Genomic DNA, 14,342 nt, shown 5'->3' with positions numbered 1-14,342 from the left:
AGCAGAGAATCAAAAACTTCTCAAAATTAAACACACTCTATTCTCAGGCGATTTTGCTGCCCGATAAAGAATATTTATTTTTAAGAAGTAAAGTGGTGGAGCTAAGCAGGATCGAACTGCTGACCTCCTGCGTGCAAGGCAGGCGCTCTCCCAGCTGAGCTATAGCCCCACATATGCTGGTCTTACTGTTTGTATACCAACTTCATTTTAAGCTTAGTGATAAGATTAAGAAGAAGTGGTGGGTCTGAGTAGATTTGAACTACCGACCTCACCCTTATCAGGGGTGCGCTCTAACCAGCTGAGCTACAGACCCAAACAATAAGTGTTGTTCTCTTTACAATTAACAATCATCTGTGTGGACACTACGAACAAATAAGTTCTAAATCGTATAAGGAGGTGATCCAGCCCCAGGTTCCCCTAGGGCTACCTTGTTACGACTTCACCCCAGTCATGAATCACTCCGTGGTAAACGTCCTCCCGAGGGTTAGACTATCTACTTCTGGAGCAACCCACTCCCATGGTGTGACGGGCGGTGTGTACAAGGCCCGGGAACGTATTCACCGCGTCATTCTGATACGCGATTACTAGCGATTCCGACTTCATGGAGTCGAGTTGCAGACTCCAATCCGGACTACGACGCACTTTAAGTGATTCGCTTACTCTCGCGAGTTCGCAGCACTCTGTATGCGCCATTGTAGCACGTGTGTAGCCCTACACGTAAGGGCCATGATGACTTGACGTCGTCCCCACCTTCCTCCGGTTTATCACCGGCAGTCTCCTTAGAGTTCTCAGCATTACCTGCTAGCAACTAAGGATAGGGGTTGCGCTCGTTGCGGGACTTAACCCAACATCTCACAACACGAGCTGACGACAGCCATGCAGCACCTGTATCAGAGTTCCCGAAGGCACCAAACCATCTCTGGTAAGTTCTCTGTATGTCAAGTGTAGGTAAGGTTCTTCGCGTTGCATCGAATTAAACCACATGCTCCACCGCTTGTGCGGGCCCCCGTCAATTCATTTGAGTTTTAACCTTGCGGCCGTACTCCCCAGGCGGTCTACTTAATGCGTTAGCTTTGAAAAACAGAACCGAGGTTCCGAGCTTCTAGTAGACATCGTTTACGGCGTGGACTACCAGGGTATCTAATCCTGTTTGCTCCCCACGCTTTCGTACATGAGCGTCAGTGTTGACCCAGGTGGCTGCCTTCGCCATCGGTATTCCTTCAGATCTCTACGCATTTCACCGCTACACCTGAAATTCTACCACCCTCTATCACACTCTAGTTTGCCAGTTCGAAATGCAGTTCCCAGGTTGAGCCCGGGGCTTTCACATCTCGCTTAACAAACCGCCTGCGTACGCTTTACGCCCAGTAATTCCGATTAACGCTCGCACCCTCCGTATTACCGCGGCTGCTGGCACGGAGTTAGCCGGTGCTTCTTCTGTCAGTAACGTCACAGCTAGCAGGTATTAACTACTAACCTTTCCTCCTGACTGAAAGTGCTTTACAACCCGAAGGCCTTCTTCACACACGCGGCATGGCTGCATCAGGCTTGCGCCCATTGTGCAATATTCCCCACTGCTGCCTCCCGTAGGAGTCTGGACCGTGTCTCAGTTCCAGTGTGGCTGATCATCCTCTCAAACCAGCTAGGGATCGTTGCCTTGGTGAGCCATTACCTCACCAACTAGCTAATCCCACTTGGGCCAATCTAAAGGCGAGAGCCGAAGCCCCCTTTGGTCCGTAGACATTATGCGGTATTAGCAGTCGTTTCCAACTGTTGTCCCCCACCTCAAGGCATGTTCCCAAGCATTACTCACCCGTCCGCCGCTCGTCAGCAAAGTAGCAAGCTACTTTCTGTTACCGCTCGACTTGCATGTGTTAGGCCTGCCGCCAGCGTTCAATCTGAGCCATGATCAAACTCTTCAATTAAAAAAGTTTTATGTCTTTCGACAGCTCAATGAATTCTGAATTTATTTAATATCTTTCGATATTGAATTGACTGTGCTGAATAACTACCTAAGTAATTACTCTGTTGGTCACTCAGTTTCAATTGAGACTCTAATTTGTTTGCCTCGCTACCGAAGTAGGTTGGCTGTTAGAACTCAATCTGTACGAGTGCCCACACAGATGATTGCTTTATATTGTTAAAGAACGTTTTGAGTCGCTTTAGCGTCTCAAGGGATGCGAATAATACACCCTTTATTTTTCGAGTCAACACTTTGTTTTAAACTTTCTTTTTAGAAGATTCAAAACCGAAGTTTTATTTAACTCTCTGAGCCGCTGCTGCCTTGCTATGCGTCGGCGTTTCCCGTCTCAGTGGGGTCGCATTATAGGGAGAACAGATTTTTACGCAAGTACTTTTTTAAAGAAAAACTAAAAAAACAGTCTGTTCGGTCAGTATCTGAACTCCCCCCCCTAAAACTGATACTTTTGTAATCAAAAAGAACCCTGTGTGGTACAGAAATAACCTTACTGATACACTCAGAGCTAATAACTATTATCTAAAAAGGTACTAACTATGGCAATCCGTTCTTATAAAGGTGTAATGCCTTCGTTTAATTCATCTGTATACGTTGATGAGTCATCAGTTTTGGTTGGCGATATTAAACTGGGTGATAATAGTAGCGTATGGCCTTTAGTTGCTGCCCGTGGCGATGTTAACTATATACGTATTGGTGAGCGCTCTAACATTCAAGATGGCAGTGTATTACATTTATCGCGTGCAACTAAAAATAATCCAGACGGTTACCCCCTTATAATAGGCGATGATGTAACGGTTGGTCACAAGGTGATGCTGCATGGGTGTGTACTTGGAAACCGTATACTCGTGGGTATGGGTGCTATTGTTATGGATAATGTAACTGTAGAAGATGATGTTATTATTGGTGGGGGTTCATTAGTACCACCAAATAAGCGCTTGGAATCAGGCTATCTGTATGTAGGAAGCCCTGTAAAGCAAGCCCGCCCATTGACTGAGCAGGAACTCGCCTTTTTAAAAATATCTGCAGATAACTATGTGCAACTAAAAGATGAATATTTAGTTGAGGTTTACTAAGCCCACCTCTATTTGTCCTGCCGAGTTATAACTTTCTTCTTCTATTAGTTGCTCGGCACGTTCTTCGTATTCAAAACGATATTTTTCAAAATAATCTGTAGCATGACTTTCATCAGTTAGTTTAAGTGTTTTGACTGCAATAACACACTCCACCAGCATCCCACTCACTTGAGCAAAAAACACCAACTGGTGATCAGGCTCTCTAAATTCGAGTCTATCTATAAACTGTATAGCTTGGTTCATTTTAGTGAGCCTTGTTTAAGCGCTTTAACTACAGGGAGGATTTCGGGCATTTTGTTATGCCATACATAATATGCTTGTGCTGCCTGCCCTACTAACATACCACTGCCATCTAAAAGCTTAGTATTGTTATTATGCTCTTCAACCCAGCTCATAAAAATAGTGTTTGTCTGCGAATAAAACATATCATATGCAACATCACAGCCTTTCAAGTACTTTTTATTGAGTGCGGGTAACTCGTTATTCATACTGCTAGAGGTGGAGTTGACAATTAGTGAGTAATCACTTACTGGTAAGTCATTAAAACCAAAGCCAGAAACAGATCCATATTCAGAAAATAATTGAGCAAGGTCCTGTGCTTTTTGAGCTGTGCGATTAACAATAATGATTTCTGCGGGTTTTTGTTCAAGCAAAGGTAATATAACTCCCCTTGCAGCACCGCCCGCACCAATTATTAAAATACGCTTATCAGCAATCACTACTTCATTTGCAAGTAGATCATTTACAAAGCCGACACCGTCGGTGTTATCTCCTAATAATGTACCATCATCTCTTTTTTTGAGTGTATTAACCGCGCCCACTATTTTTGCAAGAGGAGTTAGTTCATCAGCCATAGCAAAAGCTTGCTCTTTAAATGGCATTGTTACATTGGCACCTTTACCACCTTGCTCAAAAAAAGACGATACTGTTTTTTCAAAGTTATCTATAGGTGCTAATATTGCGCGGTAGTCGATTTGCTCACCCAGTGAGATAGCAAATTGTTTATGTATCGCGGGGGATTTTGAGTGTTTGATTGGATTTCCAAAAACCGCATATTTGTCCATTTTAAAGCAACCTCTTTGCAGCTATAACACTGCCTATTAACGATGATAAGTAATATGATTAAACGACTTTTTTCTAAATCTAAGCCAACTCCTGAGCAACAAGCCCCTACTCCTGAAAAAACACCGTACGAAATAATTGGTGGAGAAACCGGTGTCCGTGCTATTGCTAATAGATTCTACGACATAATGGAGTCAGATGAATACGCTAAACCATTATATGATATGCATCCTCTGCCATTAGATCGAATTCGCCAAGTATTTTTTGAATTTTTATCTGGTTGGTTAGGCGGACCTAGCCTATTTACTGAAAAACATGGCCAACCTATGCTGCGTAAACGCCATATGCCTTTTTCAATAAATAAAGACCTACGTGATCAATGGATGTATTGCATGAATAAAACCCTCGATATAGAAGTGGATAACCCACTACTGCGTGAAGGCTTGAAGCAATCGTTTGGTCAACTTGCCACACATATGATTAATGAGCCCTAAATAGCAAAAGGCGCTGTTAGGCGCCTATTTAGTAAGTGGATTTGTCTTATCCTAAAATGTATTTAAACATTTAGCGCTTATTTACAACTGCCACTCCCGGGCTATCAAATCATTTGGTTGAGTTGTTAGCCAGTCTTGAGGGCGTAAATAGTATTGATATAAGTCAGCCTCAGCACTCTCTGCAGTTGGTTTATAATTGTATTCCCAGCGCGCCAATGGTGGCATAGACATTAATATAGACTCAGTACGCCCACCACTTTGCAACCCAAATAACGTGCCTCTGTCCCACACTAGATTAAATTCAACGTAGCGACCGCGACGATAAAGCTGAAAATCACGTTGTTGCTGTGTAAATTCATCATTTTTGCGACGTTCGATAATAGGTAAGTAAGCATCTAAAAAGCCATTGCCCACAGATTGCATAAATGCAAAGCTCTGCTCAAACCCTAGCTCGTTCAAATCATCAAAAAATAGCCCACCCACACCACGTGTTTCGTCGCGGTGTTTTAAGTAAAAATATTCATCGCACCAGGTTTTGTATTTTGGATAAACGTCGCTGCCAAACGGTGCGCAAATATCGTGTGCTACTTGATGCCAATGCTGTACGTCTTCAAATACAGGGTAAAAAGGGGTTAAATCAAATCCACCACCAAACCACCAAATAGGCTCTTCACCTTCTTTTTCAGCAATAAAAAAGCGTACATTGGCGTGACTTGTAGGTACATGTGGGTTTTTAGGATGAATAACTAACGATACACCACAAGCATGAAAGCTACGCCCAGCAAGCTCTGGCCTATGCGCAGTAGCAGAGCCTGGCATGGATGCGCCAAATACATGAGAGTAATTAACGCCGCCCTGTTCAATTACGTTACCATTAGTGGTTACTCGGGTACGACCCCCGCCACCTTCGGCGCGCTGCCAACTGTCTTCTACAAACTTTGCACTGCCATCAGCCCTTTCTAAGCCTTGGCAAATAGTGTCTTGCAAAGCCATAAAGTAGGCTTTTACTTGTTCTAATAATTCGCTTTGCATATTAACCTCTAAACACTTTGCCGGTCATGGCATCTTTAATTGTACTTGGTTGCGTGTTACCGCCTAACGGCTCGTCAACATAAAAGCCTACTTGCTCTGCAAATTGCAGCTGGGCTTGTGCAATGCTTGTTACGGTTTCTTGACCCGTTAAGTTTGCACTTGTTGAAACGAGTGGCTTACCAAACTCCTGGCATAAACGTTTTACTGTTGGGTGGTTGCTAACGCGCACAGCGATGGTATCAAATTGGCCAGTTAGCCATTTAGGTGTGCTTTTAGCTGCTGGCATAACCCAAGTAATAGGTGCAGGCCAACTAGAGAATATATCAGCGCGCTTATCCATTGGTAATTTAGCATCGTCAACATACTTTAATAACTGACCGTAATTATCAGCGATTAAAATAAGACCTTTTTCTACTGGTCGCTGTTTAATAACCAATAACTGCTCTACAGCTTGTTGGTTATCTGGATCGCAACCTAAACCAAAAACAGCTTCGGTTGGATATAAAATAACGCCACCTTGTTCTAAACACGAAACAGCCGTAGGCGTATTAGAGGGGTTTGACAAAATACTCTCCAAAATTGATTAAACGTTATTTAGTTGGGGCAAGCTTGTGCATGCAACTTTTTTGCGGGCATTGTAGCACAGTGCCATTGGACATTTTTTTCTCGATTACGAGTGGCCAATCACATTCTGGGCATGGTATTGCTATAGGTTTATTATTTAATGTGTACTTACAACTAGGGTAGCTATCGCAGGAGTAAAACGTTTTTCCAAACTTATTACTTCGCGCAACTAAGTGCCCCTTTTTGCATTTAGGGCAAGGAGGTAACGCCTCTTCGTTTTGCTTTTCATCATCTTCGTTAGCAATGTAATGGCACTCGGGATACCCCGTACAACCAATAAACATACCATAACGGCCATTCTTAACCACCAGCGGTTTAGTGCATTGTGGGCAAGCCGAATCTTCAAGTATTTTAATTTCATTGCTGTCGTGATGAGCAAGAGGGCGAATAAAATCGCATTTAGGGTAACTAGCACAGCCTAAAAATGGACCCGACTTACTATTACGTATAACCAGTTCAGAACCGCACTGTGGGCATATTTCGTATTCTTTTTCTAAGGCGTGCTTATCCGCTGAGAAAAGCGAATGGTCGATTTTACTCATGCTGATCCTAAAGGTTAATGAATTTTCGCCTAATATACCCAAACCACTTAAAGATACAAGCTGTGCATATGCCTTTAAGTAGTTTGAGCGAGCTTTTAATGTAAAAGCTCGCTGGGTTCGTCAAAAATTAAATCTTCCATTTGTCCATACTCCTCTTCAGAGCCAGGTACATTAAAGAGCACCATGAGCACTACCCACTTTAAATCGTCTAATCCTATATATGGTTTATCTAGTGCTGATAGGCGGTCCATAACCATTTCTCGGGTTACACTATTAATAACGCCTATTTGCTCAACAAACATTAAAAAACCACGGCATTCAACATTAAGCATTTGGCATTCACTGTCGGTAAACACCCTTATGGCATGTTGAGGCTTAGTAATTAAGTAAGGCGACTCGTCGCTGTACTGTAAATCTGCAAGTTGCTCTAACCAATCTAACGCTTTAAATATTTCAGGTTTATTGAAACCAGCACGAAGTAATTCATCCGTTAGCTGATTTTGCTCAACATAAATATCGGCCTCGTTATGGATGTAGTTTTCAAAAAGATACATAAGAATATCAAACATATTACCCCCGGGTACTTAACTTTATGTAGCCATCTAACACTCGCTCAATCTGATCGTCTAACTCTAGATCAAGCAACCTAGCCAATACTTTATCTATAGGCCACTGAGCGCGGCGTACAATATCGTCAACGCTGGTTACCTCAAAACCAATACTATTTAATACCTCACAGTCTGACTCTTCGTTAACAGGTTCGTCTTTATTATATAGACCGCTTTGATAAGAAAAGCTCACTTCATCTAATATATCAGTTACGTTTTCAACTAGTTTTGCACCCTGCTTTATTAAAAAGTGACTTGCTTGCGCAAGCGGGTTTTTAATAGAACCCGGTACTGCAAACACCTCTTTATTTTGCTCAAGTGCATAACGTACAGTAATTAACGAGCCACTTTTAATTTCAGCCTCTACTATTAAAACCCCTAACGATAGCCCTGAAATAATACGGTTACGGCGAGGAAAGTTATGCGCATTAGCAGCCGTACCAGGTAAAAACTCACTGATCAGCAAACCATGCTCTAACACTTGGTCTGTTAATAATTTATGGCGCTTTGGGTAGTAAATATCAACCCCAGTACCTAACACTGCAATTGTTTTTCCACTTCCGGCTAAGGCTCCTTTGTGTGCTGCACCATCTATTCCTCGCGCCATACCAGAGGTTACCGTTATACCCGCAAGAGTAAGTTGATATGCAAATTCTGACGCTATTTCAAGCCCTGTCGGTGTGGCATTTCGACTACCGACAATCGCTATTTGCGGACTGGAAAGTAATGATGTGTCGCCTTTGCAAAACAAAAGTAATGGAGCACTGGCTATTTGCTTTAAATCGGTGGGGTAAAGCGCATCAAAAAAGCATATAACAGTTATATTGTTTTGCATTATTTGTTGCTGGTAATAATCAACTTGCTGCCAATTAGTACCAAGTAAATTACTGGCCTGATTTGCCGTTAAGCCAAGTTGCTGAAGCTCATTACTCGACAAATCAAATAACGAAACAAGGGAATGTGTTTGAGATAGTGCCAAAAGGGTTTTAATGCCCAACCCTTTACACATATAAAAGGCAAGCCAGTGGGCTAGCTTGCCAGATGATTGATCCATGCTCTCTCCTAGAGCACCGACTCGCTACTTCTTAATGAATAACTGCAATATCTCCAATGCGAATTGGGTGCTGATTTTTAGTTATTAATGCATAACTTACTTTGTCATACACTTTGAAAACAATAAGCTCTCCAACTTTTTCTTTAGGCATTGTCCACGTAGTATTTTCTTCATCAGACTCATCACCAAATAACTGACTAGCGTCAGATAGTAATTTTTCGAATTTACTCGAATCCTCAGGATAACGAGGACCACGAGGGCCATCAATAACTGTCGGAGACTGACGTTCTAAATCAAGCACATGCCCTGGCTCTATTAGTTGGTCGCGACCTAAGTTTAGCACTACAACATCCATTGTGCTGAATTCTCTTACTTGGCGCGGAGATGCAATAACATGACCCGATACTGCATTGTCTGGGCGATGAATATTAAAGTATGCAGGAAGTAATTGCCCTTGCATTGCTGGCATTAAAAAATCACCTTGCTGAATTTCACGTTTAACAGACTCAACACGTAATGATGAAGGTACTCCATTTTGCTCATCGCCCGTTCTAAATGCACGCGCCATACCCACATAAGAGGCACGCGTTGCGAGTACTTCACCGGTTTCTAAGTCGGTATAAGGTTCGCCTTCATGATAAATGGCATACGCTTTGTGTACTTTTAAGTCACCTTTAACATACAAAATATGGCCTAAGGTTTGTGTTTTAGTATTTTCGTTTGCACCTAAAACATAAGGCATATCTTTTATATCGTCACTATCAATTGCCTGCTCGTAACTGATGTAAGGTTTGATCATTTCAAGTGGTAAAGTAGTTATTGCATTAGTGCCTTTTGGTGTAATGCGCCCTTGAGGAGATAGTTTTCTATACGCTTTATTAATCACCAAACGTGGATTTCCATCAGCGTCATATATTAAAGCGAGCGCATCACCAGGGTAAATAAGGTGAGGGTTATCAATTTGTGGATTCATTTGCCAAAGTTCAGGCCACAGCCATGGCTCATCTAAATAAATGCCTGAAATATCCCAAAGTGTATCGCCTTTTTTTACAACATACTGTTTTGGTGCATCTTTTTTTATTTTAAGTACATCAGCAACTGCCGGAAAAGCAGCACTTAACGCAAGCATGATTGCAAGTAATGGAGATTTCATTGAGCTTCCTTGTATTGTTTTTTCATTATTATTGTCCAAAACCTGTTAAAGGGGAACGCTAATGGCTAAAATAAGAGCATACAATACCCTAAATTAAGCACAAGTGTAAAAAGGTAACTATGGCTAGGTTAGAAGTTTTAAGATTCCCAGATGAGCGTTTACGTACAGTAGCAAAAGACGTTGAACAAGTTGACGATACAGTACGCCAAATTGTTAAAGACATGCTAGAAACTATGTATGATGAAAATGGTATTGGCTTAGCAGCCTCGCAAGTAGATATTCATCAACGCATCGTGGTAATTGATGTATCTGAAGAGCGCGATGAGCCTTTAGTACTTATTAACCCACAAATTATCAAAAAAGACGGCTCTACCGTAAGCGAAGAAGGCTGTTTATCAGTACCTAACTCGTACGCAAAAGTAGACCGTGCAGAAACAGTAACTGTTGCAGCGCTTAACGAAAACGGTGAAGAGTTTGTATTAGATGCAGACGAATTACTGGCTATCTGTATTCAACACGAGCTTGATCACTTACAAGGTAAGCTATTTATTGATTACTTATCACCACTAAAACGCCAACGTATTCGTAAAAAGCTTGAAAAAGAAGCTAAATTTGCAGCACAGTAATAAGCACCTTAGGAAAACTCAGTGACCCAACCATTACGCATTATATTTGCCGGTACGCCGGATTTTGCCGCTCGTCATTTACAAGCGCTTATACAAAGCGAGCACCAAATAGTAGGTGTATACAGCCAACCTGACCGCCCTGCTGGCCGAGGTAAAAAATTAAAAGCCAGTGAAGTTAAAGCGCTAGCGCTTGAGCATAACTTACCGGTTTTTCAGCCACAGTCGTTAAAAAATGATGACGCATTAGTAGAGCTTAAAAACTTAAATGCCGACATTATGATTGTAGTGGCTTACGGGCTAATTTTACCAAAAGCAATATTAGAAGCTCCACGTTTAGGTTGTCTAAATGTGCATGGTTCTATATTACCGCGCTGGCGTGGTGCAGCACCTATTCAACGTGCAATTTGGGCGGGTGATGAGCAAACCGGCGTAACTATTATGCAAATGGATGAAGGGCTTGATACCGGCGACATGTTACATATTAGTCGCTGTGCAATTAATGCTGATGAAACCAGTGCCAGTTTATACACTAAACTGGCCGAGCTTGGCCCTGATGCGCTTATAGAAACCGTTAATAAATTAGCAAAAGGCGAGCTTAAAGCTGAACCTCAAAACGATGAGCAGGCTAACTACGCTAAAAAGCTATCTAAAGACGAAGCAAATATTGACTGGTCTATGGATGCAGCTCAAATAGAGCGAAATATTCGCTCTTTCAACCCTTGGCCTGTGTGCTTTACACAAATGGGTGAGCAAACGGTAAAAATTTATCAAGCGCAAGTAGTTGATCAAACAGGTAGTGCAGGCCAAGTTTTATCCAGCGATAAAACGGGTGTGGTTGTAGCGTGTGGCAAACATGCTATTTGCATTACGCAATTACAGCCGCAAGGCAAAAAGCCAATGGCAATTAGTGACTTTTTAAATGGTCGTAGTGATTGGGTAACCCCGGGTACAGTATTAGGCGAAAATAATGAGTAATGTTCCAAATGTACGCGCGCTTGCCGCAGAAACTTTATATAACGTCGTTGATAAAGGCGCATCGCTTAATCAAGAGCTTCCTTTTGCGAGCCAAGGCTTACCCCCAAAAGACAAAGCTTTACTGCAGCAAATTTGTTATGGCGTATTACGATACTTACCAAGCCTTGAAAACTATTGCCAACACTTAGTAGAGCAGCCGTTAAAAGGTAAGCGTAGAATATTTCAGTTTTTGTTATATGTAGGCATATACCAGCTACAGCACATGCGCGTGCCACCGCATGCCGCAATATCAGAAACCGTAAATGCACTCGCTCAAATGCGCGCACTGGGTTTAAAAGGCCTAATAAATGCTATTTTACGTAGCTTTCAACGCCAACAGAGCGAGCTTGAAGAAAAAGCGAAGCAAATACCGGTGTGTTTATACAACCATCCAAATTGGTTTATTAAACAAGTGCAAGCTGCATACCCAAATAGCTGGGAAGCATTGCTTGAAGAAAATCAGCAACAAGCCCCTATGTGGCTGCGTGTAAATCAAGCTCAATACAGCACGCAAGAATACAGCGAAATGTTAACGGCTAACGATATTGAACACACATTAAACCCAGAGTTTGTTGACGGTATTAAGCTAGCTAAGCCGCGTGATGTATTCTCGCTGCCAGAATTTGATGTAGGTGCATGTTCGGTGCAAGATGCAGCAGCACAACTTGCAGCACGCTTTTTAGAACCTAAAGCTGATGAATACATTTTAGATGCCTGTGCAGCGCCTGGTGGAAAAACATGTCACATATTAGAGCTTGCTGATGCTGAAGTATTAGCCCTAGATAGCGACTCAACTCGCCTTGAGCGTGTTAAGCAAAACCTTACGCGTATTGGCTTAGGTGCCGATTTACAATGTGGTGACGCTTCACAGCCTCATACTTGGTGGGATGAGCAACAGTTTGATCGTATATTATTAGATGTGCCATGTTCTGCAACTGGTGTTATACGCCGTCACCCAGATATAAAATGGTTACGCCGCGCATCAGACATCGAAGATCTAGCTAAACTGCAAAGTGATATAATCGATAGCATTTGGCCACTACTAAAACCAGGTGGCACACTGGTATACGCTACGTGTTCGGTACTCCCACAAGAAAACCAGCAACAAGTTGCTAAGTTTTTAGCTAATAATGACGATGTAGTACATATTCCATTGCACGAGAACGACACTGTTACTAACCCGGGTTTGCAATTACTACCGGGCGAAAGTGATGGATTTTATTACGCTAAGCTAGTTAAAAAAGCCTAATAACCGTACACTAAATAGTTAGCCATTTATGAGATATTAAATGGCTATTTTTTTAATTAAACGGTAATTAATCTCTTTTTAGGTTGATTACTAATACGGGTAAATAATGAAAATAATCATACTCGGAGCTGGGCAAGTTGGCGCTACGCTTGCTGAAAACTTAGTTGGCGAACAAAACGAAATTACGGTTGTAGATATAGACGGCAACCGTTTGCGTGAGCTTCAAGATAAGTACGACCTACAAGGGGTTATGGGCCACAGCGCGCACCCTGATGTATTACGCCGTGCTGGCGCTGAAGATGCCGATATGATTATAGCGGTAACCAGTTCAGATGAAGTGAACATGGTTGCTTGCCAAGTAGCGTACAGTATTTTTAATACCCCCACTAAAATTGCTCGAATACGTTCAGAGCAATATTTAAAATACCGCGAAAAACTTTTCCAAAATGACGATTTACCAATCGACCATTATATTGCCCCAGAAGCACTCGTTACCAAATATATTCGCCGCTTAATAGACTACCCTGGTGCATTACAAGTATTACAATTTGCCGATGGTATGCTCTCTTTAGTGGCTGTTAAAGCTTATTACGGTGGCTTATTAGTGGGTTATGCGCTTTCTGCTTTAAAAGAGCACATTCCTAATGTAGAAACTCGCGTTGCGGCTATTTACCGCCAAGGTAAAGCCATTAAACCCTTGGGTACTACAGTAATTGAAGCCGACGATGAAGTCTTTTTTATAGCCGCAACCAAGCATATTCGCGCGGTTATGAACGAGCTACAAAAGCTAGAACGCTCTTACAAAAAAATTATGATTGCTGGTGGCGGTAACATTGGTGCCGGCCTTGCCCGCTCGCTTGAAAAAAACCACAGTGTTAAATTAATTGAGCGCAGTAAAGAGCGCGCTGAGCAACTATCTGAAATGCTCGACAACACAGTGGTATTTTGTGGTGATGCATCAGATCAGGAACTGCTATCTGAAGAGCATATAGAGCAAGTTGACGTATTTATTGCCGTAACTAACGACGATGAAGCAAATATTATGTCGGCTATGCTTGCAAAACGAATGGGTGCACAAAAAACCATGGTACTTATTCAGCGTGGTGCATACGTTGATTTAGTACAAGGTGGGGAAATAGATATAGCCATATCGCCGCAACAGGCCACTATATCGGCATTGCTTACTCATGTACGCCGTGGTGATATTGTTAATGTTTACTCATTACGTAAAGGTGCAGCAGAAGCAATTGAAGCCGTCGCTCATGGCGACGAAAACACTTCAAAAGTTGTTGGCCGTGCCATTGCCGATATTAAACTTCCTGCTGGTACTACTATTGGCGCAATAGTACGTAACGACGATGTACTTATAGCCCACGACGATACAATTATCATGTCGGGCGACCATGTAATAATGTTTTTAATCGACAAAAAACACATTACCGTTGTAGAAAAGCTATTCCAAGTAAGTGCTATATTCTTATAATCACTTAGCATAAACGCAAAAAAGCCGCTGACTAAGGCGGCTTTAGTGGAGTATGAAGCGTGTGCTTACTGTACTTTTGCAAACTCTTCTTTTGAAAGCTCGCCGTTTCCATCTGCATCTAAATCATCAAAAATCTTTACTAATTGTGCATTTACTTGCGCTTCTTGCTTAGTGATTGCACCATCACCATCGGCATCAAATGAGGCAAAGTCTACTGCTGCGTAAGCTGCTGATGAAGATGCTAAAACTAAAACTGCAAGTGTTGTATTTAATGTTTTCATAATAATATTCCTAGTAAGATGGGAAGTCCTTTTCAAAGATCCCTAACTGTGAAAATGCTTAACCTTTAT

The 14,342-nt window shown here is 42.1% G+C and carries 15 protein-coding genes, 2 tRNA genes and 1 rRNA gene; 6 read left to right on the top strand and 12 right to left on the bottom strand.

Annotated features, from left to right (window positions below):
- Positions 1 to 93: 93 nt before the first annotated feature.
- The 3 genes from ALFOR1_RS00180 to ALFOR1_RS00170 form a co-directional block, all read right to left on the bottom strand.
- A tRNA-Ala gene (locus ALFOR1_RS00180) sits at positions 94 to 169 on the bottom strand.
- Between the two features lie 67 nt (positions 170 to 236).
- Positions 237 to 313: transfer RNA gene (locus ALFOR1_RS00175), tRNA-Ile, on the bottom strand.
- A 76-nt stretch (positions 314 to 389) separates the two neighbouring features.
- Positions 390 to 1,925 (bottom strand): 16S ribosomal RNA (locus ALFOR1_RS00170).
- A 589-nt stretch (positions 1,926 to 2,514) separates the two neighbouring features.
- On the opposite strand from ALFOR1_RS00170, the gene ALFOR1_RS00165 reads away from it, so the two are divergent.
- Positions 2,515 to 3,051 (top strand): gamma carbonic anhydrase family protein, encoded by a 537-nt coding sequence (locus tag ALFOR1_RS00165; RefSeq protein WP_104641694.1) that lies wholly within the window; start codon positions 2,515 to 2,517, stop codon positions 3,049 to 3,051.
- On the opposite strand, the gene ALFOR1_RS00160 is transcribed toward ALFOR1_RS00165, so the two are convergent.
- Positions 3,034 to 3,294, bottom strand: coding sequence for a DUF1488 family protein (locus ALFOR1_RS00160; RefSeq protein ID WP_104641693.1), 261 nt, complete (start codon positions 3,292 to 3,294; stop codon positions 3,034 to 3,036). The two genes, ALFOR1_RS00165 and ALFOR1_RS00160, sit on opposite strands and share 18 nt — an antisense overlap.
- Positions 3,291 to 4,115, bottom strand: coding sequence for a shikimate dehydrogenase (aroE, locus tag ALFOR1_RS00155; RefSeq protein ID WP_058548159.1), 825 nt, complete (start codon positions 4,113 to 4,115; stop codon positions 3,291 to 3,293). The genes ALFOR1_RS00160 and aroE overlap by 4 nt, the downstream gene beginning before the upstream one ends.
- A gap of 54 nt (positions 4,116 to 4,169) precedes the next feature.
- Here aroE and ALFOR1_RS00150 point away from each other — a divergent pair, with 54 nt between their 5' ends.
- On the top strand, positions 4,170 to 4,607 hold the full coding sequence (locus tag ALFOR1_RS00150) for a group II truncated hemoglobin (RefSeq protein ID WP_104643590.1): 438 nt from the start codon (positions 4,170 to 4,172) through the stop codon (positions 4,605 to 4,607).
- A gap of 81 nt (positions 4,608 to 4,688) precedes the next feature.
- Here ALFOR1_RS00150 and hemF read toward each other — a convergent pair whose 3' ends face one another.
- From hemF to ALFOR1_RS00120, 6 genes are all read right to left on the bottom strand, one after another.
- The gene (gene hemF, locus ALFOR1_RS00145; RefSeq protein ID WP_058548160.1) at positions 4,689 to 5,639 is read right to left on the bottom strand and encodes an oxygen-dependent coproporphyrinogen oxidase; all 951 of its coding nucleotides are present in this window, start codon (positions 5,637 to 5,639) and stop codon (positions 4,689 to 4,691) included.
- Between the two features lies 1 nt (position 5,640).
- Positions 5,641 to 6,204: an L-threonylcarbamoyladenylate synthase gene (locus ALFOR1_RS00140; RefSeq protein ID WP_104641692.1), complete on the bottom strand. Its 564-nt coding sequence runs from the start codon at positions 6,202 to 6,204 to the stop codon at positions 5,641 to 5,643.
- Between the two features lie 25 nt (positions 6,205 to 6,229).
- On the bottom strand, positions 6,230 to 6,805 hold the full coding sequence (locus ALFOR1_RS00135; RefSeq protein WP_058548162.1) for a DNA topoisomerase family protein: 576 nt from the start codon (positions 6,803 to 6,805) through the stop codon (positions 6,230 to 6,232).
- Positions 6,806 to 6,900: 95 nt separating this feature from the next.
- Entirely contained in the window at positions 6,901 to 7,374 is a 474-nt protein-coding gene (locus ALFOR1_RS00130) for a DUF494 family protein (RefSeq protein ID WP_104641691.1), read from the bottom strand.
- A gap of 1 nt (position 7,375) precedes the next feature.
- On the bottom strand, positions 7,376 to 8,467 hold the full coding sequence (dprA, locus tag ALFOR1_RS00125; protein WP_104641690.1) for a DNA-processing protein DprA: 1,092 nt from the start codon (positions 8,465 to 8,467) through the stop codon (positions 7,376 to 7,378).
- A 31-nt stretch (positions 8,468 to 8,498) separates the two neighbouring features.
- A complete protein-coding gene (locus tag ALFOR1_RS00120) occupies positions 8,499 to 9,620 on the bottom strand; it encodes a LysM peptidoglycan-binding domain-containing protein (protein WP_058548165.1) in 1,122 nt (373 codons plus the stop codon).
- A 119-nt stretch (positions 9,621 to 9,739) separates the two neighbouring features.
- Here ALFOR1_RS00120 and def point away from each other — a divergent pair, with 119 nt between their 5' ends.
- The 4 genes from def to trkA all read left to right on the top strand — a co-directional run bounded on the left by def (position 9,740) and on the right by trkA (position 13,992).
- Complete coding sequence (gene def / locus ALFOR1_RS00115) at positions 9,740 to 10,246, top strand: peptide deformylase (protein WP_104641689.1); 507 nt, start codon at positions 9,740 to 9,742, stop codon at positions 10,244 to 10,246.
- Positions 10,247 to 10,267: 21 nt separating this feature from the next.
- A complete protein-coding gene (fmt, locus tag ALFOR1_RS00110; protein ID WP_104641688.1) occupies positions 10,268 to 11,221 on the top strand; it encodes a methionyl-tRNA formyltransferase in 954 nt (317 codons plus the stop codon).
- On the top strand, positions 11,214 to 12,509 hold the full coding sequence (gene rsmB / locus ALFOR1_RS00105) for a 16S rRNA (cytosine(967)-C(5))-methyltransferase RsmB (RefSeq protein ID WP_104641687.1): 1,296 nt from the start codon (positions 11,214 to 11,216) through the stop codon (positions 12,507 to 12,509). Before fmt ends, rsmB begins: the two co-directional genes overlap by 8 nt.
- Before the next feature lie 106 nt (positions 12,510 to 12,615).
- On the top strand, positions 12,616 to 13,992 hold the full coding sequence (gene trkA / locus ALFOR1_RS00100) for a Trk system potassium transporter TrkA (protein WP_058548169.1): 1,377 nt from the start codon (positions 12,616 to 12,618) through the stop codon (positions 13,990 to 13,992).
- Positions 13,993 to 14,057: 65 nt separating this feature from the next.
- Here the strand turns inward: trkA and ALFOR1_RS00095 are convergent, their stop codons facing one another.
- Complete coding sequence (locus ALFOR1_RS00095) at positions 14,058 to 14,273, bottom strand: EF-hand domain-containing protein (protein WP_058548170.1); 216 nt, start codon at positions 14,271 to 14,273, stop codon at positions 14,058 to 14,060.
- Positions 14,274 to 14,342 lie beyond the last annotated feature (69 nt).

Source organism: Pseudoalteromonas carrageenovora IAM 12662 (assembly GCF_900239935.1).
Taxonomy (GTDB): domain Bacteria; phylum Pseudomonadota; class Gammaproteobacteria; order Enterobacterales; family Alteromonadaceae; genus Pseudoalteromonas; species Pseudoalteromonas carrageenovora.
This window is presented reverse-complemented; position numbering and strand designations above follow the sequence as displayed.

Excerpts from the sequence above, each read along its gene's own strand:
- ALFOR1_RS00130 (WP_104641691.1), bottom strand. The coding sequence starts at position 7,374 with ATGTTTGATATTCTTATGTATCTTTTTGAAAACTACATCCATAACGAG.
- ALFOR1_RS00095 (WP_058548170.1), bottom strand. The coding sequence starts at position 14,273 with ATGAAAACATTAAATACAACACTTGCAGTTTTAGTTTTAGCATCTTCA.
- trkA (WP_058548169.1), top strand. The coding sequence starts at position 12,616 with ATGAAAATAATCATACTCGGAGCTGGGCAAGTTGGCGCTACGCTTGCT.
- ALFOR1_RS00135 (WP_058548162.1), bottom strand. The coding sequence starts at position 6,805 with ATGAGTAAAATCGACCATTCGCTTTTCTCAGCGGATAAGCACGCCTTA.
- def (WP_104641689.1), top strand. The coding sequence starts at position 9,740 with ATGGCTAGGTTAGAAGTTTTAAGATTCCCAGATGAGCGTTTACGTACA.
- aroE (WP_058548159.1), bottom strand. The coding sequence starts at position 4,115 with ATGGACAAATATGCGGTTTTTGGAAATCCAATCAAACACTCAAAATCC.
- ALFOR1_RS00160 (WP_104641693.1), bottom strand. The coding sequence starts at position 3,294 with ATGAACCAAGCTATACAGTTTATAGATAGACTCGAATTTAGAGAGCCT.
- ALFOR1_RS00120 (WP_058548165.1), bottom strand. The coding sequence starts at position 9,620 with ATGAAATCTCCATTACTTGCAATCATGCTTGCGTTAAGTGCTGCTTTT.
- hemF (WP_058548160.1), bottom strand. The coding sequence starts at position 5,639 with ATGCAAAGCGAATTATTAGAACAAGTAAAAGCCTACTTTATGGCTTTG.
- dprA (WP_104641690.1), bottom strand. The coding sequence starts at position 8,467 with ATGGATCAATCATCTGGCAAGCTAGCCCACTGGCTTGCCTTTTATATG.
- ALFOR1_RS00165 (WP_104641694.1), top strand. The coding sequence starts at position 2,515 with ATGGCAATCCGTTCTTATAAAGGTGTAATGCCTTCGTTTAATTCATCT.
- ALFOR1_RS00150 (WP_104643590.1), top strand. The coding sequence starts at position 4,170 with ATGATTAAACGACTTTTTTCTAAATCTAAGCCAACTCCTGAGCAACAA.
- rsmB (WP_104641687.1), top strand. The coding sequence starts at position 11,214 with ATGAGTAATGTTCCAAATGTACGCGCGCTTGCCGCAGAAACTTTATAT.